The following is a 25,042-nucleotide window of genomic DNA, read 5'->3' on the forward strand; positions in this document are numbered from 1 at the left end:
GTCTTGTTTAAAGGTGTGTTAACGTTTCTATGGTAAATCGTGAAATAGTAATGGATTACATCCTTTCCTGTTTACAGGATTTGGTCGAAAACGGTGTGGAAATTAAGCCTGACAGCGCGCTCGTCAACGATCTTGGTCTGGAATCGATCAAAGTGATGGATCTCTTAATGATGCTGGAAGACAGATTCGATATTTCCATTCCGATTAATATTCTGCTGGATGTCAAAACCCCTGCGCAATTAATGGAAACACTACTTCCATGGCTGGAGAATAAATAATGGGGCTATACGATAAATATGTGCGTCTTGCTGGCGAGCGACTGCAATTTAGTGATAACGGTTTAACACCGTTTGGCACCTGTATTGATGAAGTGTATTCCGCCACCGAAGGGCGTATCGGCAATAAAAAAGTGATCCTGGCCGGAACCAATAATTATCTCGGTTTAACCTTCAATAACGAGGCCATCGCCGAAGGTCAGGCTGCGTTAGCGACACAAGGCACCGGCACCACCGGTTCTCGTATGGCTAATGGCAGCTATGCGCCGCATCTGGCGTTAGAGAAAGAGATCGCCGAGTTTTTCAATCGCCCTACTGCTATTGTTTTTTCAACTGGTTATACCGCGAATTTAGGCGTCATCAGCGCACTTGCCGACCATAACGCCGTGGTGTTGCTGGATGCCGATAGCCACGCCAGTATTTATGATGCCTGCTCTCTCGGCGGCGCGGAAATTATTCGTTTTCGCCATAACGACGCCAACGATCTGGAACGTCGCATGATTCGCCTCGGCGAACGGGCGAAAGAGGCGATTATCATCGTTGAGGGCATCTACAGTATGCTCGGCGACGTTGCGCCGCTGGCGGAAATTATTGATATCAAACGTCGTCTCGGCGGTTATTTGATTGTCGATGAAGCTCACTCGTTTGGCGTGTTAGGCGCAACGGGGCGCGGGCTGGTTGAGGCCGTTGGCGTTGAGGACGATGTTGATATTATCGTTGGCACCTTCAGTAAGAGTCTGGCCTCTATCGGCGGTTTTGCTGTCGGCTCGGAAGCGATGGAAGTGCTGCGCTACGGCAGCCGCCCGTATATTTTCACCGCCTCCCCTTCTCCTTCCTGCATTGCGACCGTGCGCTCGTCGTTAAGAACCATTGCCACACAACCAGAGTTGCGGCAAAAGTTGATGGATAACGCCAACCATCTGTATGACGGTCTGCAAAAATTGGGTTACGAGCTAAGCTCGCATATTAGCCCGGTAGTGCCAGTGATAATCGGTTCGAAAGAGGAAGGGTTACGCATCTGGCGCGAGCTTATCTCTCTAGGTGTTTATGTGAATCTTATCCTGCCACCTGCTGCGCCGGCAGGCATTACGCTGCTGCGCTGTAGCGTTAACGCTGCGCACAGCCGCGAACAAATCGATGCCATCATTCAGGCATTTGCCACGCTGAAACAGTAATGTTAACCCGTCGTGGTATTACGCCACGGCGGGTTTAGTGTTGCCTGTCATACCAATACACCAGACTCAACGCCATCAGCACAAATGCAATTGGTAAACCTAGCGCAGTAACGGGGGCGCTCAACGCAAATAACAATCCCAGGTTGACTATGATTTGATAGCTAATCCAGGTAAGCAAGCCAACGATGACGCCCACAGCAAGACGGCTGCCCATCCCCGGTGAGCGTGCCCGGTTTCCTGCAAATAATGGATGTAATGGTTGAGCTGGCGGACAGAAAAGCTATTACCCGGCATCGATAACTCTTCGAGATTTATACTGGTGAACGTCGATTGCCACGGCAGATTATCTAATGTTTCCAGCGTTTCTTTGCCATTAAGCCATTTTTTATGATTCACACCGTGCAGGAGCCACGTTTTATCGTCTTCGATGGTGGCGCTGCGCGCGTAAATGTAGGATTCGAGTGACAGATCGTCGCGGTAATGAAATATCTCCACGCCTACCGGCTGGCCCTGTTCATTCAGCGATTTCACCGTCACAAATTCATTGTCACGTCTGGCCCACAACATGTTGCCGGTGATGTCATCGTCCCCCCCTAACGCGGTGGCGGTCGATTTGATTTGCATCGCCTGTTGCTGCAATGGCGACGCTACCCACTCATCAATCGCGCCTAACGAGACTGTCCACAGCATTCCGGCGACCAGCACCACCAGCGCGATACGGAAAATGGAAAATCCCGTGCTGCGAATGGCGGTAAGTTCACTGTTTTTCGATAACTGCCCAAGACCGACAATCCCCCCTAATAACGCGATAAACGGCGCAAGATCGACCAGTGTGCGCGGCAGGGTCATCACTACCACCAGCACAGCCTGAGTCCAGCGATAACCGCCAGGGCTGACATCATCCAGCTCGTTAATCAGGTTGAAGGTGGTAAAAAGCGGCAGCAGTAGTCCTGCGGCAGCGGCAAAACCGAGAAACAGGTGACGGATTAAATAGCGACTGAAGACATTCATCGGGAAAATTTCTGCAGCAAAGAGAAGTCGCGAGCAACCAGCACCAACAAACCAGTCAACATCAGTCCAGGCACTAACCACAAACCAGGGATAACAGGAATTGCACCGTTCGCCACCAGAGTGCGGCAAACGTCTCCGCCATAAAAAATGGCAATAAACAGTAACGTTAAAGGCAATAAGGTAGAAAATCGCCCCTGCCGTGGTTTTACCCGACTTAAAGAGATAGCCATCAGTGCCATTAACAACGCAGTCACGCCACGGCTTTGTCGCCATTGCAATTCGGCATGATCGGCAGGAAAGACAGAATGCGCCAGCTCCGTGACCGATTTCGCTTTGCGTTTGACGTTAGGGCTTTGATCCAGCGGATTCAGATGTAATTGTAGATTGCGGTAGATCTGTTCGTTGTCATCACTGCCCTGATGATCGAGAAGATAGGCTGTGCCGTTATGCAACATGACGGTCGGTTTGTCCGGAGAGGGATCAATAACATCAATGGAGCGGGCACGAAAAATGCGGGTTCGATTGGCTGTAGAAGTGTATATCAGCGCGTCAGTCAGGCGATTATTGTCTTGATCAACCGTCTGCGAGAGGATCATCCGCCCATTATCGTTAGTATTAAATTTCTTTGCCCGTAGCTGGCGGACGTCCAACTCCGACTGCGACTGTTGCTCCAGTTGATAAATCTGCGCATAAGCCCACGGCCGACCATACATCGACAAAACGGTGACAAAAATACTTAACGGTATAGCAAGGTAAAGAACAGCTTTATACAAACGCGCTGGGCTGCCTCCCGCCGCAGAAATTGCGGTAATTTCTGAGTCGGTATACATCTGCCCAAGCGTCACGCCAACTGACACATACAGTCCAACCGGTAACAACATCTCCAGTGCAATCAGCACTTTGTAAAAAACGATATCCAGCACAACGTTGAGAGCTAAAGTGCCATTTGCCGCTTCGGTCAGATAACGCTGTGCGGAATAGCTGGCGAAAATAAAGATCAGAAAACCGACGATAATCAGCACCAGACGGCGCGTACCGCGCATGATGTAATGTTCAACCAGCTTCATCTCACTAACGCCCTCAATCCTTTGAGTTTTTTATTCATTGATCAGCTTCTGCGCCAGCGCAATAACATGATCTACCTCTTCCGGCGTCAGGCTGCCGTCCTTTGCCCACTGAATTTGCCCGTTTTTATTCAGCACCAGAATGGTTGAACTCTGTTCCGGCAGTTGCCAGGCGGTGCGCCCCAGACCGTTACCATCGATAACGAATTGCGCCCACGGATAGCGGCGTTTATTTTTCTCGATTTTACCGCTCACAAAATAGCCTGTGCCAAAGATGGCATCATCGGTATTCACAATAGTGGTGGGCTGAAAACGATCCTGCGGAAAGTTTGCTGCTTCTACTGCTTTGATTAACAGTGAGTTCTTTTTCTTTGCCGACTTGCGCCCGGCGATATACTGGATAATGCGGACTTTTCCCGCCAGTTGCGTGCTGTTCCACTTTTGGTAGTGAATTTCGTCGTTATTAAGCAGTAGCTCGCCGCCTTCCTGGATATAAACAGGAGTTACCCGTTTTCCAGTGACAAAATTATGCGCCGCCACGACTGGCGCTAAGAGCGCAATGATCAGCGCGACAATCCGACGAAATGGCATTATTGCTCCGGATATAGCGGAAAACGCGAGATAAGCAGCTCTAAACGCTGGCGAATATCGCTATCCAGCGCCACCGGTGCGTCATATGACCGGCGGTTTTCCATATCATCTGCCACCATGTCGTCGTGCTTATCCCCCATCAGACCATTAATGGCAGCGAGGAAGCGGGAAATCTGTAACGCCTCTTTATTTTCAGGATCAAGCGATCTTAGGGTGTCGTAATAAGAAACCTGCTGACTGATGATTTTTCGCACATCATGAAATTCCCTGCCGGTTAGTCGCGGTTTGGCAATAATCTCTTTCAGGATATGCATTTGCTTTTGCCGATAGGCAATAAAACCGTTCACGCTTTCTAACTGGCTATGGCGTAATGACCAGTTCACTAACGACCAGACCGGGGAGCTTAAATAAATCCGTAACAGGTTACCGTAATACGACACGATATTTTTCTTACCGTTACGAAAACCATCCTGAAAATGGCCCAGACATACCGTCGTTTTGCCGAATAAAAATCCGGCCTGATGCTTCTTTAAATACAACCGTTGAGCAAAACGTAAATGCTTATAGCGCGCTCGCATGTATTTAAATTGTTTGCGCTCTTCAGCCGAAAGCTCATCGCCTTTGGTTTGTTTATGGATTAAACGCAGCAACTCCTTATGATCAACGCCATTTAGCCAGAATTGCAGACATAACGCGTAATTATCATGGATGATTTCGGCGGTACAACCCAGGGCGATTGTCGGCGGCAAACTGACCTGCGCGTCAACAACATCATCTTCCTCAATCGCAACAAATAAACGCTCGCTCGCCTCAAGCGGAAAATATTTTCTCATCATCAGGATTTCTCTCCGGCTGCGTTATAAAGCAATGAATGGCGCTGAAAGAACGCCTTTAAGGTCGGAATTAGTGAGAGCGCCACGTCCAGACATTGACCGCCGAAATAAGCAAACGCTGCTCCCAGCACGCCAAACAGATGACAAAACATGAACAGCAAAACGATGTAGCCGATTGAAGCGATGGTTTGCGCTACGAGGAAGGCGCGCTGTTTACCCGCCATCAATAGCAATGACTCCTGCGGGAAGCCCAGCATCGAAATAACAATCGCACCAAGCATCACCTGGATCAGGTCATATGCTTCGAGATATTTAACGCCAAATACCAGCGAAATTAGCGGCTTGCCGACGATTAGCACCGCGAGCGCCACCAGAATACCGATTCCGCCAGCCAGTAAACCTGACTTCACGCCTAACAACCACGGTCTGGTAGTGCGCGGATCTAAGCGCATTACCTCTGGATAAAAACTTTTACCCAGCAAACCCGCTGGCGTACCGGCGGCATCGAAGAATGTCATGGCGATTTTAAATAACCCAGCGGCGGCTGGCCCCAACACAATCCCCACCAGCACGGTGCTGCACGAGTTACGCGCCGACCAGATGGAGTGAGCAATGTTGGTTGACCAGACAAAACTCCACGCGCCTTTGATATGACGGGCAGACTCGAACAGATTCAATTTGAAGGCGTTATGGATATTTCTGCGGCGTAATTCACGCGCAGCAAACCACCAGTACATCGTGCCGCCAACCAGATTCGAGGCGTACCAGGCAATAACAAAGCCCGCAAAACCAAAGTCAAAATACCAGGCGATTACGCTACCCGCCGCTCGCAGAAAGGGTTTTGTAGCCTGCTGCACCGCAATTAAATCGAAGCGATCGACAGCGCGCAGAATGCCGGTCGGCGTGGAAGAAGCCATTGAGGGGATCAGCGTGCAATAGAGCGCCGCCAGCCAAAAGCTTTGCTCATCCAGACCTAATGAATGGGAAAGAAATGGCAGTAAGGCAATGCCGCCGACAATCGCCACCGCGCCGCTGACGATATCCAGCGAAAAGGAAAACGAGACGACATTACGAAATTGTTGGGGGTTATTGTTGGTTAAGGCTGGCGTTCCGTACTGCACTACCAACTGCCATGTCTGAAACTTAATAAAATCGCTGATCGACTTAGCATACGATTGCACAATCACCAGTACGCCAAACATCGCTGGCGTCATCCCTTTACCAGCGCACGAGAGCGCCAGTAAGCCCAGCAAGGCGCTCACGACATTGCTGGAGCCTAACCAGGCGCTATTGCGAATAATGGTGCGAAAGGCTCCATCTGCAAACCAATGTTTGATGTTAAAACCCGCCAATTCAGCCAGACCTTATCGTTGATAATGAAAAATAGCCCGCCAGCCTCAAGTTAAACTTCGGCGGTCAGAAACGATGGCAACCAGAGAAACCGCTTTCTGCGCCTGTTCCAGCACGTCGTGGTAGGGCGCTCTGGAATCAATCTCAAGAATTTTTGTGCCGTTATAGCCAATCTTCGACATAACGCCGATTTTGTCCTGCAACTCGGCATAATCGTGATCTGGCTTGCGGGAGATGGCGGTATCAATATCAATGCCTAGACGAATAATTAATTCAGGACGATATTGCGCCATTTGTTGATATAAGCGCCGCTCGCGCTGTGCCAGAAATTGGTTGATTTTTCCGGTCGCGCGTTCGACGCCAATCCCCGGTCCGTCATAATAGAAACCGGAAATTTCCGCCTGCGGAAAGCGATCGCTGACTATCAGAACGCCGCTTTGCGCCAGTCGCTGAACCTTGCGCAGATTCGCCATTCTTCGCAGCGAGAAACAGTACATAATCACCGACGCCCAGAGTGCCGGAGATTTAGTTTTCATACTTTGAGTTTTCGAGGATTTGGCCGCCAGACGCCGTTCCAGCCAGACGCCAACGAGCGGTAAGCGTTTAATTTTGTCGCCGTCTTCGCCGGATAGCAGCCCCAGATAACGACGCTCAGTTTGCCAGTGTTGTTGCAGCGATTTAACCAAATCGGTGGTCAGCGTGGATTTACCGGTGCCATCGCACCCGACCACCGCAATCAGCCCTGGAATGTAGTTGGGTTGCGGCGCGGTTGTACTGTTAACAGTTTGCGTTTGTAGTGCATCCATTCGTAAATCATCCCCTATCCATTTTGGTGATCAGGAAAGTGCGGCGTGAATCGCGCGTAATGAGGCTTGCAGGATTTCATCAGCAGGTTGTCGCCCGTCCAGTTCCAGTATCTTTGCGCTATTGAACGTCAGTTGTGGCGTAACGGCGATTTTTTCCTGTAACGCCGCCAGTTGATGATCGGGCTTGCGGGAAAATGCCGTCTGTTCATCAATAGCAAGACGAATCAATAACACAGGCAAATAAGATGCCATCCACTGGTACAGTTTCAGCTCGCGTTGCCTTAACATTTTTATCCAGCCGTTACCGCCAGTAGTTTTTGCCAGTTGCGGGCCATCAAAGCGAAAACCAGGCACTTCGACCTGTGGGTAACGGTCGGTAATCAACAGATAGCCTTGCTGGCTTTTACGCAACATTTTGCGAAACTTGTACGCCCGCCAGCAGGAAAGCAAATAAATAACCAGCGCGGTAATATTGCCGGGCGGCGTTGACGGCTTTTCATGCACATGTGCCGCTTTCCCCCGCAGATAACGCCCAAAAGGCGCGCCAATTACTGGAAGATGTGATATCCATTCGCCAATTCTCCCGGAAGATTGCCCGAGATAAATGTGTTCTGTTGGCATTTTTGTTGCCAGTTCATTTACCAGACTTGCTGTGAGAGTCGATTTACCTGAACCATCACAACCCACAATGGCAATAACACGCACTGGCGTGGAATTAATTATTGACATATTACGTTGATTCACGAAAAACCCGGCAGCAAATAATGTATTGAATATTACGTGGTCGGTGCTCAGAATATCCGTTCAACCTAATTGTGACAATGGTTAATTGTGACATTGACCTGAATTACACTTTCATAAAAACATATTAATTAAATAAATATTTTGGACAGGTATTTAAATTTAAGGATATATTCATGCAGTCAATAACCCCTCCATTAATTGCTGTCATTGGTAGCGATGGTTCAGGCAAGTCAACGGTGTGTGAACATCTCATTAACGTTGTTGGAAAATATGGTGCCGCCGAAAGAGTTCATTTAGGAAAGCAGGCAGGAAATGTCGGACGTGCGGTGAAAAAATTACCGTTGATGGGAAAATCCCTGCATAAAACCATTGAAAAAAATGAAGTGAAAACGGCAAAAAAATTGCCTGGCCCGGTTCCGGCGCTGGTAATTACAGCGTTTGTCGCCCGTCGCTTACTGCGCTTTCGTCATATGCTTGCCTGTCGTCGTCGCGGGTTAATTGTTCTAACCGACCGTTATCCTCAGGACCAAATTCCTGGCGCTTACGATGGTACGGTGTTCCCACCTAACGTTGAAGGTGGTCGTTTTGTCTCATGGCTGGCAAGCCAGGAACGTAAAGCGTTTCACTGGATGGCGAGCCATAAGCCTGATCTGGTCATCAAACTCAATGTTGACCTTGAAGTTGCCTGCGCGCGTAAACCCGACCATAAACGGGAATCGCTGGCGAGGAAGATTGCCATAACGCCACAGTTAACCTTTGGTGGTGCACAACTGGTTGATATCGACGCCAATCAGCCACTGGAAAAGGTGCTGGTTGATGCAGAAAAAGCGATTACGGATTTTATGACGGCGCGTGGTTATCACTAGTCAAAAATGGAAATGCCCGATCGCCAGGACCGGGCATTTTCAGGAAGGTTAAATCAACTGCAATGCTATCCAGTACAGACTACCAGACAGAAAAATCGCCGCCGGTAAGGTAAACACCCACGCCATCAGGATGCTGGTTACCGTTTTACGCTGTAAGCCTCCGCCATCCACGACCATCGTCCCTGCCACCGCCGAAGAAAGTACGTGTGTTGTGGAAACTGGCATACCGATGTAGCTGGCAAGGCCGATAGATACCGCCGCTGTCATTTGCGCCGCCATCCCTTGCGCATACGTCATGCCACGCTTACCAATCTTCTCACCGATGGTCATCGCTACACGACGCCAGCCAATCATGGTGCCGATACCGAGCGCCAGCGCCACTGCCATAATGATCCACACCGGAGCGTATTCAATGGTGCTTAACATATCGCTGCGCAGTTTTTTCAGCAGGTTCTGATCTTCTTTACTAACGTCTGGCAGTTTCGCCAGCTTCGCGGAGGTATCAGAAATGCACAGCATAATGCGGCGCAGCTGGCTGCGCTGACTCACGCTTAACGACTCGTAGCTTTCCATATTGCCTGGCAGCATCGTTTTAACGCGCGCAATCGCATCAAAGGTATTTGCCGGATGACAGTGAAACTCCGTTACTTGTGTGCCATCCGTCGGAGTCGCAGGCAGCGGGGGTTCCATCGTAATCAATTTCTGCGGCAATTCAGGATGCTGTTGCAGATAGTGTTCAAAGTTAGTCACGGCATCGCGGGTACGGGTAATTTCATAGCCGGACGCGTTCATATTGACGACAAACCCGGCGGGCGCAATTCCCACCAGTACCAGCATCACAAGACCGATCCCTTTTTGTCCATCGTTCGCACCATGCGAAAACGCCACGCCCGCAGCGGAAACAATCAGTGCGATACGCGTCCAGAATGGCGGCTTACGTTTGCCTTTTTTCTTTTTGCGATCTTCAGGAATGCGGTGAATACGGTCACGCTTTTTCGTCCCGCTCCAGAAGCGACGCAGCAGGAAAATCAGTCCTCCCGCAATCACCAGCCCCACAATTGGGGAGACAATCAGTGAGGAGAAAATCTTGGTCACTTCACGCAGATTTAACGCATCCATCACCGATGAACCGGTTAACATCGCATTAGTTAGACCGATGCCGATAATCGCGCCAATCAAAGTATGTGAACTGGAGGCCGGTAAACCAAAAAACCACGTTCCCAGATTCCAGATAATCGCCGCCAGCAGCATGGAAAAGACCATCGCCAGACCGTGGGTTGACCCCATATTCAGCAGCAAATCGGTTGGCAACATATGGACGATGGCATAAGCGACGCTAAGTCCGCCAAGCAATACGCCAAAAAAGTTAAAAAACGCCGCCATTACCACAGCAAGTTGTGGTTGCATGGCGCGGGTATAAATAACGGTTGCCACCGCATTTGCCGTGTCATGAAAACCATTGATTGCTTCGTAGAACAACACAAATGCCAGAGCAAGTAATAACAAAAGCCCCGTATATATATCAAGGCCAACAAATAAATTTAGCATATATTAGATTACGCCATTTTGAATTTACGAACGGACGCATTATCAGTGACTTTCACGGCGTGGGCAAAGTGAAATATCATCTTTTAACGATAAAAAGAGTGTTATTTCTTGTGTATCAGACAATAAGCATTAATTCAAAATTATCAGGAATAATTAACACACAGGCATTTTGCCAGTTTATATATTCACAAATGAAATGAGCAAATAATAAAATATATGAATATTAAATACTTTGATTAATCCCCGTACTGATTACTCTTTATAATCAGTACGGGGTTGCTACTACATGTATTACTCTTTCACCACAATTAACGGTTCAATATCACTCTCTTTTTTGATGACCAGTGATTCATCGCCGCGCAAGCAAGTCCCGCCATAGTTGCCACCAACGGTGAAGGTACATACCTGGATGTATTTACCGTCCACTTTCGGCAAGCACCACAACTGTTGATAGATGTTTTTCTGCTCGGCAAATTTACCGCTGGTTTGATCCAGCACCTCTTCATGATGGCTGACCAGGTCGATATTGCTGCCACAGCGACCGGCAATCGGCTTCACGGCATAACCGGTTTTCACCAGTTCATCATTAACAGTGAAATCAGTATCCAGCAGATAGCGATGGTGCGGGAACAGCGACCAGAGGATCGGCAGAATCGCTTTGTTACCGGGGATCACCGTCCACAGCGGCTCAAAGACCAGCACTTCCGGACGCAGCAATACGTCGATTAGACGTACTTCATTTTGCGGATGACCGGTACGAATCGGCACTGCGGCAAACTCACGGTCACTGACTTCACGAATCTGATCAAACGCGGTTTCCCACGCCCAGGTTTTCCAGACGCAGTTAACCAGTCGCCCTTCCCCATCAATCAGTTGCCCGGCAGCATCCCAGCCCAGTTCATCCAATCCACGCAAGATACGCGTTTCAAAGCCCGCCTGGTGCAGCGCCTGCTCCATAAACTGCGCGTGATAATTCTCCTCGATATCTTTGTCCTGCATGATATGGACAAACGGACGTGCACGACTGTGTTTCCAGGCACCAGCCAGTTCGTTAATCAGCCCTTCCGCCGGATTGAAGCCGTTGCCTTTACAGCCCTGCTCCGCCCAACGTTCGAGGATCAAGCCCGCTTCGGTATGACAGGAGGCGGAGTCGGCGTTGTACTCGTAAACCTTCAGGCCACGCTCATCCATGCAGAAATCCATACGACCAGTGATCATATGATGACGGCGACGCTGCCAGGAGAGACGCAAACGTGGCCAGAGGATTTTCGGAATGTCGAACAGCGCCAGCAGGTTGTCATCTTTCAGCACCTTGTCGGTAGCGTGAAGATACATCAGGTGCAACTCGTTGGTGGCTTTAATCAGCTCCTGCTCGGCACTCTCGGTGATGGTGTAATAATGATACGGATCCTGATTAATCACCTGACCGTTGGCCTGCACGTAGGCATTTTGCAGCGGGTCTTTTTCATCCAGCCATTTACCGTCAAACTGGCCTTTGTTTTCCAGTCGCGCTCCGCTGATTTTCAACAAATCGCCTTCAATTTGCGGCTGTGGCAAGCTATATTCGGTATCTTCCGTCTGAATCATCCAGCCCAGAATGGTGGTGTCATCAAACGTGTCTTTGAGGGTATAGCAGCCGTTTTCTACCACCATCTCCAGTTCGCGCGTCCACTGCTGCCCTTGCGGCAACGGGGAATGAATCACGTTCTGTTCCGCAATACGGACTTTGTTGCCGTGCAATTGGGTAATGATGGCGACATGGCCGGTATCTTTAAATTCTCCGCCTTTATCCCAGATAAGCAGCGCACCCGCGACTGGCGCACGCGGCGAGCCGTTAGGAAATGCCTGCAATGGCAGGATGTTGTCATTAACCACTTCACGCAGGAAGCGCAGCGAGAAAATCTCCCACGCCATACCCACGTCAGTGAAGACCACACCGTAGTTCAGAAAGAGAAAACGGCGAGCAAATTCAACGCATTGCCATTTGTGGCCCATATATTCATCGTCGATATAGCTACGAAATACGGCGTCATCTTCGTATTCCTGCGGATCGAGAGAACTGTAATCTGAAGAGTAGATTGCTACACCACCGGGGGCGTAGCCCAATAATGTCCCGAACGGGGCATCCTGGCTGGTCGTTCCTTTGCTCATCACTTTACCTTTAACAATACAACCTAAGCAGTTGGCGTAATTGTTGTGCTCTGATTACCTGCTCAGCGACATTAACCGGACAGAGGTCTGACTTATCATACACCTCAACGCAGCGGCTGGCGCAAAGGGTTAAAAAATTCACAATCTGTACAGCAATCGAACTGCTACACTGCTTCAACACTACCACTCAGAAGGCAACTCAGTATGACAGACAATACTTATCAGCCCGCGAAAGTCTGGACGTGGGATAAATCCGCTGGCGGCGCGTTCGCCAATATTAATCGCCCGGTTTCTGGTTCGACGCATGAAAAAACGTTGCCGGTTGGCAAGCACCCGTTACAGCTCTATTCGCTGGGCACGCCAAACGGTCAGAAAGTGACAATTATGCTCGAAGAACTACTCGCGCTGGGCGTCACCGGCGCAGAGTACGACGCGTGGCTGATTCGCATTGGCGATGGCGATCAATTCTCCAGCGGCTTTGTGGAAGTGAACCCGAACTCAAAGATCCCGGCATTGCGCGATCATACGCATAATCCGCCGATCCGCGTGTTTGAGTCAGGATCGATTCTGCTTTATCTGGCAGAGAAATTTGGCTACTTCTTGCCGCAGGATCTGACAAAACGGACTGAAACGCTGAACTGGTTGTTCTGGTTACAGGGCGCTGCGCCGTTCCTCGGCGGTGGTTTTGGTCACTTTTACCATTACGCGCCAGTGAAAATTGAGTACGCCATCAACCGTTTTACCATGGAAGCCAAACGCCTGCTCGACGTACTGGATAAACAACTGGCGCAGCATAAGTTTGTTGCGGGCGATGAGTACACCATTGCTGATATGGCAATCTGGCCGTGGTTTGGCAACGTGGTATTAGGCGGCGTGTATGATGCCGCAGAGTTTCTTGATGCGGGCAGTTATAAGCACGTGCAACGCTGGGCGAAAGAAGTGGGTGAACGTCCGGCTGTGAAGCGTGGACGAATTGTTAACCGCACCAACGGGTCGCTGAACGAGCAGTTGCATGAGCGCCATGATGCCAGTGATTTCGAGACCAATACGGAAGATAAGCGTCAGGGGTAAGGGTTGGTGTTCGTCGCAGCAAGCCATCCAGGGCGATGTAGGCCGGATAAGGCGTTCACGCTGCATCCGGCAATCGAGCACAATGCCTGATGCGACGCTGCCGCGTCTTATCAGGCCTACGAAAGCTAATCATCACGCGCTGGTAATGTCGTAATCCATTTGGCGCAGTGCGTCTAATGTGGCTTTGGCTTCATCTTCGTCGATGATGCTCATGGCAAATCCGACGTGTACCAGCACCCACTGACCCAGCAGATCGGCAGGGTTACCTTCACAAATCAGGGCGATATTCACGTCGCGCTTGATACCACATACTTCAACCTGCGCAAGCTGGTGAATATCTTCACCGACAGCCAGCACCTGGCCTGGAACGCCAATACACATTGTTAACTCCGGTTATTTCGATTGCGGACAAACGCGAAAAAGAACCTTTAGCGGGTGTTTCCCCTCACCCTAACCCTCTCCCCGGAGGGGCGAGGGGACCGTCCGTGCACTTTTCAGGCGTTGTCCTCAGTCTTATTCAACTTCAATACTTTTGACGATCAGCGAATCGCCGGTATCGACACGCAACCGCTCGCCGTGACAGATCGGACATTGCGCATCGTGCTGATGAATCTCCACCACCTGGCTGCAATCCCAACACCAGGCCTGGGCGGGTTTATAGACGATATGTAAATCGCACCCTTGCGCCACCGTTCCCTGGCAGACAATTTCAAAACTAAAACGGACGGCGCTCTCCTCAACGCAGGAGAGCGCGCCAATTTCCAGCCACACGGCGGTGACGCGCTTAACATCGTGCTGCTCCGCCTGCCGTTGGATAATTTCAACGGCGCTCTGGCAAAGCGACAACTCATGCATTTTCACCACTCCTGCGACCAAACAGCAGGGCGCGACGCCCTGCGTGTGGTACATCCGGATTGGTGACCGGCAGCGAAAGGATCATTCGTGCGCAGTCATCCGTCAGCCGTTGACCCTCTTCAATCGACATGCTGTGCGAAAGCGGTGACATCAGCGAGCAGGAGAGGTATTGCGAAACACCGTCCAGTTCGCCAACGGTAAAGGTCATGGTGCCATACGGCAGTTGCAGACCGATTTTTTCACTCACTTTGCGCAGCGGCCAGAGTTGATCCGGGCCGGGGAAGATAACTGCACTCAGCATCCACGGGGTGATTACACACCCCGTCCACTGACCTTCGAACAGCGTAAAGTCGGAAACATACACCGGCATTGAAGGATGCAGAAAAGAGAGAGCGTGCATCGAACGCCGGGCAATTTCTTCAAACGCTGCCTGTACTTGCGCCTTCGGGGAGGTCTGGAAACCTGCTATCTCTTCAGTCATGAGTCGCCTCCCGTGGGATGGCTTCCACGCCTGATTCACGCAGCGCAGCCAGAACCTGCTCAAGCGCAGGTTCAATCATCGCTTCGACCGTCGGCGTCAAGCCGATGTGCGGCTCTAGTGATTCCGGGATCACGCCGACCAGGGTCAGCTTTTTCGGAAACTCGCCAGTGAAGCGCAGGGCCGACAAGACGTCGGCCAGGCCAAGCTGATGCGGAGAAATTTTATTGGTAAACAACGCCGGAACTTCTTCATCCCGCAGGATCATCATCGTTCCCGGCGCGTTCTTTTTCGACACAATGGCATCCGCAATGATCAGATGATCGCGATTTGCCATGTCGCCAAGCAGCTCCATTCCTGCCGTGCCGCCATCGAGGATTTCAACATAATCCGGCAGAATGTATCGTTGCTCTAACGCTTCGACAATCCGCACACCGATGGCTTCATCGGTCAGCAAAATATTGCCGACCCCTAAGACTAAAATACGCATTACAGAACCTTCACTGAAACCACTTCGTTGCCGTCGGCATCCACTACGTGTACCGCGCAGGCCATGCACGGGTCGAAGGAGTGAATGGTGCGCACCACTTCCAGCGGTTTATTCGGATCGGCAACCGGTGTCCCCACCAGTGACTGCTCGTAAGGACCGACGTCATCATTAAAGTTACGTGGGCCGGAGTTCCAGGTTGATGGGACGACCGCCTGGTAGTTGCTGATGATACCGTCTTTGATCACCATCCAGTGAGAGAGCATACCGCGCGGTGCTTCAAGGAAGCCAACGCCTTTGAACTCACCTGTAGCCGGAATGTTCGGCTTCACAAAGGTGGTGTGGTCGCCTTTGCCGATATTGGTGATCAGTGCACTGTATTGATTTTGCAGGATATCCTGCAATTCGCAGCAGTGAACGGTACGACCAATAATACGCCCCAGCGTGGAGTGCAGCTGCGCCACCTCCAGCGTGTTGCCAGTCAGTTTCTGATAAATCGCAACGATTTCATTTAGTTTGTTCTGGGTAGACTCGCGTCCTGCGGCCAGTTTCACCAGCATGTTCGCCAGCGGCCCCACTTCTACCGTTTTGCCGTAGAAAGTCGGTGATTTCACCCAGGAATATTTACCGTCCTCAGACCAGCCGTCATAAGCCGGAATGGTCGTGCCTTCCCACGGTGCCTGCGGCGCTTCGTCTTTATACCAGGAGTGCTTCGCGCTTTCCTGAATCCCTTTGATCAGATATTCATCTGAATGGGAAGTGATCGGACGATACGAGGACAGATCCGCATTCTCAATGTAGCCGCCCGGGAACAGGAAGCTGCCGTTTTTGCTGTCGGTCGGGAATTCCGGCACGCTCAGGTAGTTCACCGCGCCTTTACCGCGTTCCAGCCATTCCGGATAGAACGCGGCAATAACTGCGGTATCAACCTTATAAACCTGCTCAACAAAGTCGCTCAGCTTGTCGATGAAGGACTTGATGTACATCAGGCGCTCAAGGTTCAGCACGCCCAGACCGTCAAGGTTGATCGGGTTAGCAACACCACCTACCGCCAGGTTCTGAATGTGCGGCGTTTTACCACCCAGCAGCGCCACGACGCGGTTAGCGTCACGCTGGCACTCCAGCGCCTGTAAGTAGTGCGCTACCGCAATCAGGTTCACTTCCGGCGGCAGTTTCATCGCCGGATGTCCCCAGTAGCCGTTGGCGAAAATACCCAACTGACCGCTGGCAACCAGATCTTTGATCTTGTTCTGAACTTTAGTGAACTCTTCCGGGCTGTTCAGGTGCCAGGTCGAAACGCCTTTCAGCATTTCGGAGGCTTTGGTCGGATCGGCTTGCAGCGCAGAAGTGATGTCTACCCAGTCCAGCGCAGAGAGCTGATAGAAATGAACGATATGGTCATGCGTGGTGTGCGCAGCCAGAATGATGTTACGGATGTATTGGGCGTTAACCGGAACGTCGATATTCAGCGCACTCTCTGCCGCACGAACAGAAGAGAGCGCGTGAGTGGTGGTACATACGCCACAGATACGTTGCACAATCATCCATGCATCGCGCGGATCGCGGTTTTTCACGATCTCTTCCATGCCGCGCCACATGGTCCCGGAAGCCCATGCTTTCGAAACGACGCCATTTTCGATTTCGCAATCGATGCGTAAATGCCCTTCAATACGGGTTACCGGATCAATAGTAATTCTCTGGCTCATGCTTTGCTCGCCTCATGACGATTATGATCGTTTTGTTTTAAAGGAGGAAGTATCGGCAGTAGACGAATGAGTACGATATAAGCGCAAATCTCAATAGCCACAAAACCAATAGAAATCAACAGTTCTTCCCAGGTCGGGAAGTAGGCGTATCCGCCGCCTGGGTTGAATGCCACCAGCGAATAGGTCAGACGCCAGGTTGCACAACCTAACAGTGCGCTCAGTGCTGACAGGAACAGCATACGGGAATCATTGCGCAGCTTCGTCACACGCAGAACGACCAGCGGGAAGAGCATCAGCAGGACTTCAATCCAGAACATCACGGAGTAGAAGTCACCGGCAAACGCTAACGACAGCTTGTCGCGATAGATTAGTTCGCCAAAGCGCAGCACAATGAAAATCGCCAGCAGCACGCTGATGGTGTTGGTCAGCTTGACGAACAGGCTCTTCTCATCCGGGCCATTGCCGCGCAGACCCGCCTGCACCAGCGAACCTTCAAAGATGACAATCGAGAAGCCCATGATGAACGCCGTCAGCAGCGAGAACAGCGGCAACATTTCATAGCTCTGCCACAGCGGATGCACTTTATAGCCCGCCGAGATCATCAGTGACCCCATGGAAGACTGGTGCATAGTCGGCAGCAGCGCGCCGAGCGCGATGATAAAGAACATCACCTTGTTCAGACGCTTGAGCGACACCTTCCAGCCCAGACGTTCAAACAGTGCCGGAGCAAACTCCAGAGCCATCACGCCGATGTAGATGGTCATACAGACCGCCGTCTCGAACAGTACCGAGTTCACGTTGAAGTGACCCGGAATGTAGAAGTACGGCAGGTTCCAGTAGCGACCCACGTCGATGGTGATCGACAAGCCACCCAGTGAGTAACCAAACAGACTCGCCAACAGCGCCGGACGCACCAGCGGATGGTATTGCCCACGGTTAAAGACGTATACCGCCCACGCCAGCGCCCAGCCGCCACAGGCAAAGCCGGTGCCGATCAGCAGGTCAAACGCGATCCACACGCCCCACGGGAAGCCGCCGTTCAGGTCGGAGACAGAACCCAGACCGAACACCAGACGCTTCACAATCAGGAGCATACAGATGACGATTAACGGTCCAAAAATCATGACCGGTTTACTGATGATTTTGCCGCCCAGCGGTTGTGGATCATGACTCATGATCGTCTCCTCCGTCGTGATGGTCGTTTTTGGTGTTGCGACGAACCAGCACGGTTAAGCCCGCCAGCACAGCCAGTGGTAGCATCATGCCTTTATACAGGGTGTGTTGAATATTTTCGGAACGCGCACCGGTAGAAAGATCGTCCAGTTTCGGCAGGTCGAGATTTTCATAAGGCACACCCGTCAGTACCAGAACCTGAGTACCGCCGCCCTCTTTCTCGCCGTACAGATGCGGATAATATTTCGGCACTGTGTGCAGGTAAGTGTCGCCAGATTTCAGCGTCTGACGCGGATAGTGGTATTCGCTGCCAGGCTTCAGCGCCAGGCGTTTTTTCGCCTCAGCCATCAGCTCTTCACGCGTACCAAAAATCACCGCGCCCGCCGGGCACACTTCTACGCAGCCAGGCAGACCGCCTTTATCGAGACGTTCCACGCCTTTCTGGTTACACAGCTCACACTTATGCAACGCACCAAACGGGTTGTTGTAGTCGTACTTCGGCACGTTGTACGGACAGGCGACCATGCAGTAACGGCAGCCGGTGCACACATCTTTGTCGTAATGGACAATGCCGGTTTTCGGATCTTTTTTCAGCGCAGAGACCGGGCATACAGAGACACAATTTGGATCGACGCAGTGCATACACTGTTTCTTAATGTACGCATAGCCGTTCTCTTCCTGGTCTTTGTTGACGCCCGTGCCGCTGGTCCACACCTGAATGATGTTATTGGTATACGGCGACAGTTTGTCGTTGTTCGACCAGGTCTGTTCCCCTTGTGGGTTACGTTCAGGGAAGTTGATATCCTGACACTTGGTGACGCAAGCCTGGCAGCCTACGCACAAGGTCGAGTCATACAACATACCCAGCGATCCCGGAATTGGCGGGCGGTTTTCAGCAGCCGCATGGCTGACCGACGGCAACGCGCCCGTCAGCAATGCCCCGCAGGAGGCTGCTTTAATAAAATTACGTCTGTTCACGGTTATTCTCCCCGTGAGTCAGCGTTATCTTTCTTTTGCTGACGACCCAGTTCACGCACCGCCATCACGCTAACACCGGCAACCAGCCCAACCACGCCGCCGAGCAAACCGATAGCGCCCGCAGAGACGTTGCCGCCTTCTTTAGCATTCACGTCCGGTTTTTGTGAGCGTGGCGTCTGATTTTCGACGTTGGCAAGCTGATGGATGCCTTTATGGAAGCCGACACCTTCTTCGTTACAGCCGTAGCACGGGTGACCAATCGCCACCGGCCACACGCCGCCAACGTCGCAGAATTGCAGCGTTGAGCAGTTGCCGTAAGTTTCTGGCCCTTTACAGCCGAGGTGGTACAGGCACCAGCCTTCGCGGTGGCCTTCATCACCGAACTCTTTGGCAAAACGACCAGCATCGAAGTGCGGGCGACGTTCGCAGTGTTCGTGAATCAGACGACCATAGGCGAAGGTCGGACGGTTTTTGTCATCCAGCTTCGGCGGTTTACCGTAAGTGATGATGTGCGCAACGGTCGCAAGGAAGTTGTGCGGGTTCGGCGGACAACCGGGAATGTTGATAACGGTTTTGCCCGGCAGAACTTCTTGCAGGCTGACCGCGCCGGTGGGGTTAACCCCAGCTGCTGCGACACCGCCCCACGCGGAGCAAGAACCGATAGCAATAATGGCTGCTGCGCCTTCCGCCGCTTTGCGGATGTGATCCACAATCGGCTCACCGGCAACCATGCAGTAAATACCGTTATCTTTTAATGGGATGGAACCATCCACAACCAACACATACTGCCCTTTATACTTCTCAAGCGCGTTATGTTTGTTCTCTTCAACCTGATGGCCGAATGCGGCGGAAAGGACTTCGTGATACTCCAGAGAGATGGTCTCCAGCACGAGGTTTTCTACCGTTGGATGCGTTGCACGAAGCAGAGATTCCGTACAACCGGTGCACTCCTGCGCGCCAATCCAGATAACCGGCGGGCGCTGCGGGTTAGTGACCGATTCGGCCATCTCTGCGGCGGCTTTGCTACTCAGCCCCATGGTGGCGGCTAATGCTGCACAAAGCTTCATGAAATCACGACGATTAATGCCGTGAGAATGGATGAGGGTGTTATCTCCAGTCATTTATAGTTATTCCGTTGCGAAGACCTGGCATATATTTTGCCTCAACCGCAAAATCAATAATGCGATCGATGCGCCATTTACCACACATTTATTATGGTTATCATTGTCATGATACTGCGGCGGGGCGCTAAAACGAAGGGAAGAAGCATTAGTGTAATTAATTAAAGCAAGATAATACGTATGTTTGATCAATTTTCGAGGCGATAACCAGCCATAAAAAATCGTAATGTAGAACAGGAATTATTCTCACGAAAGAAATCCATTACCATCTCTTTATCCAGTCCATAACGGCGCGTCAGAATACCCGCTTCCCAGGCGCTGAGCTGGCGGTCACCGGTCTTTTTATACATCCGATGCGAGTAGCCTAATACAAATCCGCGCTTATAATCGGCACAGAATTTAGCCACATTAACCGCACTATCGGCATGTGTTGCTTTTAATCCCGCCATTAAGCCTTTACCAAAATGGTTATTCATCGTTTTGCCCTCAAACGCTATATATTAACTTATATAGCGATATTTTAGGCAAAGAACGACTTTTACGCACGCTATTTTTTTCAGCATGTTAAGAATGTTATCCAGGAAGAGATAAACCCATCAGGAGAGATATTTGTCGAACCATTTCAGCGTCCTTTGCCAGGCAAGATCGGCAGCAGATTTGTCATAACGGGGCGTGGAATCATTATGGAATCCGTGATTAACCCCCGGATAAATATACGCTTCATAAACCTTATTATTAGCTTTCAACGCTGCCTCATAAGCGGGCCAACCTTCGTTGATTCGCGTATCCAGTTCAGCGTAGTGAAGCAGTAAAGGCGCGTCGATTTTCGCCACATCGGCGGTGGGCGCCTGGCGGCCATAAAACGGCACCGCGCAGGCTAGTTCCGGATATGCCACCGCTGCCGCGTTCGAGACACCACCGCCATAGCAAAATCCCGTAATACCCACTTTGCCCGTGGCTTGCGGATAGCGTTGCATAAACTCAATCGCGGCAAAGAAATCATTCATCAGTTTGGTTGGATCAACCTGCTGTTGCAGCTCACGGCCTTTATCATCGTTCCCCGGATATCCGCCCACGGAGCTTAAGCCGTCTGGCGCCAGAGCGATGTACCCCGCCTTCGCCACTCGCCGCGCCACATCTTCGATATACGGATTCAGTCCACGATTCTCATGCACTACCACCACGGCTGGCGTTTTGCCGCTCATCTTCGCAGGCTTCACCAGATAACCCCGAACCTCGCCGTGACCATTTGGCGAAGGATACGTGATGTACTCAGCAACAATCTCCGGGTCGGTAAACTCTACCTGAGTCGCCAGCGCATAATTTGGCTTGAGCAAATCAAACAACGCTAATGCCGTCATCCCGCCCACCGTATACTTCGTCGCCAGGTTGAGGAACTCACGTTTCGAGATTTTCCCGTGAGCGTAATAGTCGTAGTAATCCAGTAACTCTTGCGGGAAATCTTTGGCTGTTAAACGCGACATCGTTTCATTCCTCAACTGTTGTTTTTTTAAGCAAAGCATAAGCACGTGTTTTTGCCCAGTTTTTCGTCACTCTGTGAACTAGGCTACGGGAGACACGCTGGCAAATTGCTAAACTAGAAACATTGTTTCGAAACTGAACGGTGAAAAGGAGATGTCATGGTCTGGTTAGCGAATCCCGAACGTTACGGGCAGATGCAGTACCGCTATTGCGGAAAAAGCGGTTTACGTCTGCCCGCGTTATCGCTCGGTTTATGGCACAATTTCGGCCACGTTAACGCGCTGGAATCACAGCGTGCGATCCTGCGCAAAGCCTTTGATTTGGGCATTACGCACTTTGATTTAGCCAACAACTACGGGCCGCCTCCAGGAAGCGCAGAAGAGAACTTTGGTCGTCTGCTGCGGGAGGATTTTGCTGCTTATCGCGATGAACTGATTATCTCTACCAAAGCCGGATACGATATGTGGCCCGGCCCGTACGGCTCTGGCGGTTCACGTAAATACCTGCTCGCCAGCCTCGACCAAAGCCTGAAGCGTATGGGTCTGGAATATGTTGATATTTTTTACTCTCATCGCGTCGATGAAAATACGCCGATGGAAGAAACCGCCTCTGCGCTGGCTCATGCTGTGCAAAGCGGCAAGGCGCTGTATGTCGGGATCTCTTCATACTCGCCAGAGCGGACGCAAAAAATGGTCGAGTTGCTGCGCGAATGGAAAATTCCGCTGTTAATTCATCAACCTTCATACAATTTACTGAACCGCTGGGTGGATAAAAGCAGCCTGCTGGACACCCTGGAAAATAACGGCGTGGGCTGTATTGCCTTTACTCCACTGGCTCAGGGATTGCTGACCGGAAAATATCTCAACGGTATTCCGGAGGATTCACGGATGCATCGCGAAGGTCATAAAGTTCGAGGTCTGACGCCGACAATGCTCACCGAAGCCAACCTCAACAGCCTGCGGTTATTGAATAAAATGGCACAGCAGCGCGGTCAGTCGATGGCGCAAATGGCATTAAGCTGGTTGCTGAAAGATGATCGCGTGACGTCGGTATTGATCGGTGCCAGCCGTGCGGAGCAACTGGAGGAGAACGTACAGGCGCTGAATAATCTGGCGTTTAGCACCGAGGAGTTAGCGCAGATTGACCAGCATATCGCCGATGGCGAGCTGAATCTGTGGCAAGCGTCATCCGATAAATAACGTGTTAATAACGGGCGCGAGAACCGCGCCCGAATCAGATCAGTGATTATGGCGAGTCAGTCGGTCAAGATAGCCCATCACAAACGCAGAGAGCACAAACGTCAGATGGATAATGACGTACCACATCAGTTTGTTATCAGGGACATTTTTCGCATCCATAAAGACGCGCAGTAAGTGAATGGAAGAGATCGCCACAATCGACGCTGCCACTTTGTTCTTTAGCGACGTTGCGTCCATTTTCCCCAGCCAGTTCAGCTTCTCTTTGTTCTCGGAGATATCGAGCTGCGAGACGAAATTCTCATAACCGGAAAACATCACCATCACCAGCAAACCGCCAACCAGCGTCATATCCACCAGCGACAGCAGAACGAGGATCAAATCAGATTCCGCCATCGAGAAGATATTCGGCAGTACGTGAATAATCTCCTGGAAGAACTTCAGCGCCAGGGCAACTAACGCCAGCGAAAGGCCAAAGTACACGGGGGCAAGCAGCCAGCGAGAAGCATACATTGCATTTTCAAGAAAACGTTCCATACATTCCTGTCGTGTAGTTAAAACGGGCAACAGTATATCGCAATTGAGTAAACAGCGCGCAACAGCAAATCAACATATACGTTAAACCGTTGTCGCATAAATCCGAGGTTTAGGGATCTTCCTGGTTCCCTGATTAACGCATTGAGAGCGTCTACCCTTATAGGACGTTGAACCTGAAGGGAGAAAAGCGATGTCTCATTTAAAAGACCCGACCACGCAGTATTACACTGGTGAATATCCCAAACAGAAACAACCGACGCCAGGCATCCAGGCGAAGATGACACCGGTACCTGATTGCGGCGAGAAAACCTATGTTGGTAGCGGTCGCCTGAAAGATCGTAAAGCACTGGTGACAGGGGGCGATTCCGGAATCGGTCGCGCTGCCGCCATCGCTTACGCGCGTGAAGGGGCTGACGTGGCGATCAGTTATCTTCCCGTGGAAGAAGAAGACGCCCAGGATGTGAAAAAGATCATTGAAGAATGCGGACGCAAAGCCGTTCTGCTGCCAGGCGATTTAAGCGATGAGAAATTCGCCCGTTCTCTGGTTCACGAAGCGCACAAGGCGTTAGGCGGGCTGGATATTATGGCGCTGGTCGCCGGGAAACAGGTTGCCATTCCTGATATTGCAGACCTCACCAGCGAACAGTTTCAAAAGACCTTTGCCATTAACGTTTTCGCGCTGTTCTGGCTAACCCAGGAAGCGATCCCCCTGCTACCGAAAGGTGCAAGTATTATCACCACTTCGTCAATCCAGGCATACCAGCCAAGCCCGCATTTACTGGACTATGCGGCTACGAAGGCGGCGATTCTGAACTATAGCCGAGGCCTGGCAAAACAGGTCGCGGAGAAAGGTATTCGGGTGAATATTGTCGCGCCAGGCCCGATCTGGACGGCACTGCAAATTTCCGGCGGACAGACGCAGGATAAGATCCCACAGTTTGGTCAGCAAACGCCGATGAAACGTGCGGGGCAGCCGGCAGAACTGGCGCCTGTTTATGTTTATCTGGCAAGTCAGGAGTCGAGCTACGTCACCGCAGAAGTGCACGGCGTGTGCGGCGGCGAACATCTAGGCTAAAAAAATGCCCGGTTGTATGAAGCAACCGGGCATCATTTTTATTTCGCTTTAGCGGTTTCTTCGCCGACCAGGCCTATCTTCAGATAACCCGCCTGATGCAGCGTATCCATTACCTTCATCAACGTCTCGTAATCGACGGTTTTGTCCGCTCGGAAGAAGATGGTGGTGTCTTTCTTGCCTTCGGTTAACGCATTCAACGCCGTAACCATCGTTTCATCGGTGACCGGATCGTTACCGATAAACATCGAGTTGTCCGCCTTCACCGACAGATAAACTGGTTTTTCCGGACGCGGCTGCGGCGTGCTGGTAGAAGCAGGCAAGTTCACCTTCACATCTACCGTCGCTAACGGCGCCGCCACCATAAAGATAATCAGCAGAACCAACATCACGTCGATAAACGGCGTCACGTTGATATCATGCATTTCGCCGTTATCATCGAGGTTTTCGTTAAGATGCATTGCCATAGCGC

Annotated in this window: 26 protein-coding genes and 1 pseudogene; 6 read left to right on the plus strand and 21 right to left on the minus strand. The window is 51.2% G+C overall.

From position 1 onward, the window contains the following. Positions 1 to 29 precede the first annotated feature (29 nt). Positions 30 to 278: an acyl carrier protein gene (locus BEG40_RS16370; protein ID WP_000248094.1), complete on the plus strand. Its 249-nt coding sequence runs from the start codon at positions 30 to 32 to the stop codon at positions 276 to 278. After that, positions 278 to 1,450: a serine palmitoyltransferase gene (spt, locus tag BEG40_RS16375; protein ID WP_105285772.1), complete on the plus strand. Its 1,173-nt coding sequence runs from the start codon at positions 278 to 280 to the stop codon at positions 1,448 to 1,450. Before BEG40_RS16370 ends, spt begins: the two co-directional genes overlap by 1 nt. Positions 1,451 to 1,484: 34 nt before the next feature. On the opposite strand, the pseudogene BEG40_RS16380 reads toward spt, so the two are convergent. The 7 genes and pseudogenes from BEG40_RS16380 to BEG40_RS16410 form a co-directional block, all read right to left on the minus strand. Continuing rightward, positions 1,485 to 2,461 (minus strand): annotated as a pseudogene (locus BEG40_RS16380) (LptF/LptG family permease). After that, positions 2,458 to 3,528: an LPS export ABC transporter permease LptF gene (lptF, locus tag BEG40_RS16385; protein WP_105285773.1), complete on the minus strand. Its 1,071-nt coding sequence runs from the start codon at positions 3,526 to 3,528 to the stop codon at positions 2,458 to 2,460. Before lptF ends, BEG40_RS16380 begins: the two are co-directional and overlap by 4 nt. 30 nt (positions 3,529 to 3,558) lie before the next feature. Beyond that, positions 3,559 to 4,116, minus strand: a complete 558-nt coding sequence (locus tag BEG40_RS16390) for a YtfJ family protein (protein WP_001116541.1) — start codon at positions 4,114 to 4,116, stop codon at positions 3,559 to 3,561. Beyond that, positions 4,116 to 4,952, minus strand: a complete 837-nt coding sequence (locus BEG40_RS16395; protein ID WP_000984960.1) for a hypothetical protein — start codon at positions 4,950 to 4,952, stop codon at positions 4,116 to 4,118. Before BEG40_RS16395 ends, BEG40_RS16390 begins: the two co-directional genes overlap by 1 nt. Continuing rightward, positions 4,952 to 6,301 (minus strand): lipopolysaccharide biosynthesis protein, encoded by a 1,350-nt coding sequence (locus BEG40_RS16400; protein WP_016159793.1) that lies wholly within the window; start codon positions 6,299 to 6,301, stop codon positions 4,952 to 4,954. The genes BEG40_RS16395 and BEG40_RS16400 overlap by 1 nt, the downstream gene beginning before the upstream one ends. Positions 6,302 to 6,346: 45 nt before the next feature. Then, entirely contained in the window at positions 6,347 to 7,105 is a 759-nt protein-coding gene (locus BEG40_RS16405; RefSeq protein WP_105285774.1) for a nucleoside/nucleotide kinase family protein, read from the minus strand. A 30-nt stretch (positions 7,106 to 7,135) separates the two neighbouring features. After that, on the minus strand, positions 7,136 to 7,849 hold the full coding sequence (locus BEG40_RS16410) for a dTMP kinase (protein ID WP_001076283.1): 714 nt from the start codon (positions 7,847 to 7,849) through the stop codon (positions 7,136 to 7,138). Between the two features lie 173 nt (positions 7,850 to 8,022). On the opposite strand from BEG40_RS16410, the gene BEG40_RS16415 reads away from it, so the two are divergent. Next, the gene (locus BEG40_RS16415; protein WP_105285775.1) at positions 8,023 to 8,715 is read left to right on the plus strand and encodes a dTMP kinase; all 693 of its coding nucleotides are present in this window, start codon (positions 8,023 to 8,025) and stop codon (positions 8,713 to 8,715) included. Positions 8,716 to 8,763: 48 nt separating this feature from the next. Here the strand turns inward: BEG40_RS16415 and pitB are convergent, their stop codons facing one another. Then, complete coding sequence (gene pitB, locus BEG40_RS16420; RefSeq protein ID WP_016159790.1) at positions 8,764 to 10,263, minus strand: inorganic phosphate transporter PitB; 1,500 nt, start codon at positions 10,261 to 10,263, stop codon at positions 8,764 to 8,766. Between the two features lie 291 nt (positions 10,264 to 10,554). After that, a complete protein-coding gene (gss, locus tag BEG40_RS16425; RefSeq protein ID WP_105285776.1) occupies positions 10,555 to 12,414 on the minus strand; it encodes a bifunctional glutathionylspermidine amidase/synthase in 1,860 nt (619 codons plus the stop codon). Between the two features lie 204 nt (positions 12,415 to 12,618). Here gss and yghU point away from each other — a divergent pair, with 204 nt between their 5' ends. Continuing rightward, positions 12,619 to 13,485 (plus strand): glutathione-dependent disulfide-bond oxidoreductase, encoded by an 867-nt coding sequence (gene yghU / locus BEG40_RS16430; RefSeq protein ID WP_010348715.1) that lies wholly within the window; start codon positions 12,619 to 12,621, stop codon positions 13,483 to 13,485. Positions 13,486 to 13,617: 132 nt separating this feature from the next. Here the strand turns inward: yghU and hybG are convergent, their stop codons facing one another. The 10 genes from hybG to yghX form a co-directional block, all read right to left on the minus strand. Then, positions 13,618 to 13,866 (minus strand): hydrogenase maturation factor HybG, encoded by a 249-nt coding sequence (gene hybG, locus BEG40_RS16435; RefSeq protein WP_000334896.1) that lies wholly within the window; start codon positions 13,864 to 13,866, stop codon positions 13,618 to 13,620. A gap of 132 nt (positions 13,867 to 13,998) precedes the next feature. Then, entirely contained in the window at positions 13,999 to 14,340 is a 342-nt protein-coding gene (hypA, locus tag BEG40_RS16440) for a hydrogenase maturation nickel metallochaperone HypA (RefSeq protein ID WP_000544956.1), read from the minus strand. Beyond that, positions 14,333 to 14,821 (minus strand): hydrogenase-2 assembly chaperone, encoded by a 489-nt coding sequence (hybE, locus tag BEG40_RS16445; protein ID WP_000134002.1) that lies wholly within the window; start codon positions 14,819 to 14,821, stop codon positions 14,333 to 14,335. The genes hypA and hybE overlap by 8 nt, the downstream gene beginning before the upstream one ends. Then, on the minus strand, positions 14,814 to 15,308 hold the full coding sequence (locus BEG40_RS16450) for a HyaD/HybD family hydrogenase maturation endopeptidase (RefSeq protein WP_001221940.1): 495 nt from the start codon (positions 15,306 to 15,308) through the stop codon (positions 14,814 to 14,816). The genes hybE and BEG40_RS16450 overlap by 8 nt, the downstream gene beginning before the upstream one ends. After that, on the minus strand, positions 15,308 to 17,011 hold the full coding sequence (gene hybC / locus BEG40_RS16455; protein WP_105285777.1) for a hydrogenase 2 large subunit: 1,704 nt from the start codon (positions 17,009 to 17,011) through the stop codon (positions 15,308 to 15,310). The genes BEG40_RS16450 and hybC overlap by 1 nt, the downstream gene beginning before the upstream one ends. Then, positions 17,008 to 18,186 (minus strand): Ni/Fe-hydrogenase cytochrome b subunit, encoded by a 1,179-nt coding sequence (hybB, locus tag BEG40_RS16460; protein WP_000017695.1) that lies wholly within the window; start codon positions 18,184 to 18,186, stop codon positions 17,008 to 17,010. The genes hybC and hybB overlap by 4 nt, the downstream gene beginning before the upstream one ends. After that, positions 18,176 to 19,162: a hydrogenase 2 operon protein HybA gene (gene hybA, locus BEG40_RS16465; RefSeq protein WP_001081870.1), complete on the minus strand. Its 987-nt coding sequence runs from the start codon at positions 19,160 to 19,162 to the stop codon at positions 18,176 to 18,178. The genes hybB and hybA overlap by 11 nt, the downstream gene beginning before the upstream one ends. Positions 19,163 to 19,164: 2 nt before the next feature. Continuing rightward, positions 19,165 to 20,283 carry a hydrogenase 2 small subunit gene (hybO, locus tag BEG40_RS16470; protein WP_000145412.1) on the minus strand — a complete coding sequence of 373 codons (1,119 nt, stop codon included), beginning with the start codon at positions 20,281 to 20,283 and terminating at the stop codon, positions 19,165 to 19,167. A gap of 188 nt (positions 20,284 to 20,471) precedes the next feature. Beyond that, positions 20,472 to 20,759, minus strand: coding sequence for a DUF2623 family protein YghW (gene yghW, locus BEG40_RS16480; protein WP_021551424.1), 288 nt, complete (start codon positions 20,757 to 20,759; stop codon positions 20,472 to 20,474). A 120-nt stretch (positions 20,760 to 20,879) separates the two neighbouring features. Continuing rightward, positions 20,880 to 21,767 (minus strand): YghX family hydrolase, encoded by an 888-nt coding sequence (gene yghX / locus BEG40_RS16485; RefSeq protein ID WP_010348720.1) that lies wholly within the window; start codon positions 21,765 to 21,767, stop codon positions 20,880 to 20,882. 156 nt (positions 21,768 to 21,923) lie between these two features. Between yghX and gpr the strand changes: the two genes are divergently transcribed. Further along, complete coding sequence (gpr, locus tag BEG40_RS16490) at positions 21,924 to 22,964, plus strand: L-glyceraldehyde 3-phosphate reductase (RefSeq protein ID WP_105285778.1); 1,041 nt, start codon at positions 21,924 to 21,926, stop codon at positions 22,962 to 22,964. A 39-nt stretch (positions 22,965 to 23,003) separates the two neighbouring features. Here the strand turns inward: gpr and BEG40_RS16495 are convergent, their stop codons facing one another. Continuing rightward, the gene (locus BEG40_RS16495) at positions 23,004 to 23,498 is read right to left on the minus strand and encodes a TIGR00645 family protein (protein WP_000439331.1); all 495 of its coding nucleotides are present in this window, start codon (positions 23,496 to 23,498) and stop codon (positions 23,004 to 23,006) included. A gap of 190 nt (positions 23,499 to 23,688) precedes the next feature. On the opposite strand from BEG40_RS16495, the gene yghA reads away from it, so the two are divergent. Continuing rightward, positions 23,689 to 24,573, plus strand: coding sequence for an NADP(+)-dependent aldehyde reductase (yghA, locus tag BEG40_RS16500; protein ID WP_000018760.1), 885 nt, complete (start codon positions 23,689 to 23,691; stop codon positions 24,571 to 24,573). Between the two features lie 38 nt (positions 24,574 to 24,611). Here the strand turns inward: yghA and exbD are convergent, their stop codons facing one another. Further along, positions 24,612 to 25,037: a TonB system transport protein ExbD gene (gene exbD, locus BEG40_RS16505; RefSeq protein ID WP_001240714.1), complete on the minus strand. Its 426-nt coding sequence runs from the start codon at positions 25,035 to 25,037 to the stop codon at positions 24,612 to 24,614. Positions 25,038 to 25,042 lie beyond the last annotated feature (5 nt).

The sequence above is a fragment of the Escherichia sp. MOD1-EC5495 genome (assembly GCF_002965965.1).
GTDB lineage: Bacteria > Pseudomonadota > Gammaproteobacteria > Enterobacterales > Enterobacteriaceae > Escherichia > Escherichia ruysiae.

Bases quoted from the DNA above. Each gene is read 5' to 3' on its own strand.
- yghW (WP_021551424.1), bottom strand. From the start codon at position 20,759: ATGAATAACCATTTTGGTAAAGGCTTAATGGCGGGATTAAAAGCAACA.
- gpr (WP_105285778.1), top strand. From the start codon at position 21,924: ATGGTCTGGTTAGCGAATCCCGAACGTTACGGGCAGATGCAGTACCGC.
- spt (WP_105285772.1), top strand. From the start codon at position 278: ATGGGGCTATACGATAAATATGTGCGTCTTGCTGGCGAGCGACTGCAA.
- BEG40_RS16495 (WP_000439331.1), bottom strand. From the start codon at position 23,498: ATGGAACGTTTTCTTGAAAATGCAATGTATGCTTCTCGCTGGCTGCTT.
- BEG40_RS16450 (WP_001221940.1), bottom strand. From the start codon at position 15,308: ATGCGTATTTTAGTCTTAGGGGTCGGCAATATTTTGCTGACCGATGAA.
- yghU (WP_010348715.1), top strand. From the start codon at position 12,619: ATGACAGACAATACTTATCAGCCCGCGAAAGTCTGGACGTGGGATAAA.
- hybG (WP_000334896.1), bottom strand. From the start codon at position 13,866: ATGTGTATTGGCGTTCCAGGCCAGGTGCTGGCTGTCGGTGAAGATATT.
- BEG40_RS16370 (WP_000248094.1), top strand. From the start codon at position 30: ATGGTAAATCGTGAAATAGTAATGGATTACATCCTTTCCTGTTTACAG.
- exbD (WP_001240714.1), bottom strand. From the start codon at position 25,037: ATGGCAATGCATCTTAACGAAAACCTCGATGATAACGGCGAAATGCAT.
- BEG40_RS16405 (WP_105285774.1), bottom strand. From the start codon at position 7,105: ATGGATGCACTACAAACGCAAACTGTTAACAGTACAACCGCGCCGCAA.
- BEG40_RS16390 (WP_001116541.1), bottom strand. From the start codon at position 4,116: ATGCCATTTCGTCGGATTGTCGCGCTGATCATTGCGCTCTTAGCGCCA.
- lptF (WP_105285773.1), bottom strand. From the start codon at position 3,528: ATGAAGCTGGTTGAACATTACATCATGCGCGGTACGCGCCGTCTGGTG.
- hybC (WP_105285777.1), bottom strand. From the start codon at position 17,011: ATGAGCCAGAGAATTACTATTGATCCGGTAACCCGTATTGAAGGGCAT.
- hybO (WP_000145412.1), bottom strand. From the start codon at position 20,283: ATGACTGGAGATAACACCCTCATCCATTCTCACGGCATTAATCGTCGT.
- BEG40_RS16415 (WP_105285775.1), top strand. From the start codon at position 8,023: ATGCAGTCAATAACCCCTCCATTAATTGCTGTCATTGGTAGCGATGGT.
- hybB (WP_000017695.1), bottom strand. From the start codon at position 18,186: ATGAGTCATGATCCACAACCGCTGGGCGGCAAAATCATCAGTAAACCG.
- hybE (WP_000134002.1), bottom strand. From the start codon at position 14,821: ATGACTGAAGAGATAGCAGGTTTCCAGACCTCCCCGAAGGCGCAAGTA.
- hypA (WP_000544956.1), bottom strand. From the start codon at position 14,340: ATGCATGAGTTGTCGCTTTGCCAGAGCGCCGTTGAAATTATCCAACGG.
- yghX (WP_010348720.1), bottom strand. From the start codon at position 21,767: ATGTCGCGTTTAACAGCCAAAGATTTCCCGCAAGAGTTACTGGATTAC.
- pitB (WP_016159790.1), bottom strand. From the start codon at position 10,263: ATGCTAAATTTATTTGTTGGCCTTGATATATATACGGGGCTTTTGTTA.
- gss (WP_105285776.1), bottom strand. From the start codon at position 12,414: ATGAGCAAAGGAACGACCAGCCAGGATGCCCCGTTCGGGACATTATTG.
- BEG40_RS16395 (WP_000984960.1), bottom strand. From the start codon at position 4,952: ATGATGAGAAAATATTTTCCGCTTGAGGCGAGCGAGCGTTTATTTGTT.
- yghA (WP_000018760.1), top strand. From the start codon at position 23,689: ATGTCTCATTTAAAAGACCCGACCACGCAGTATTACACTGGTGAATAT.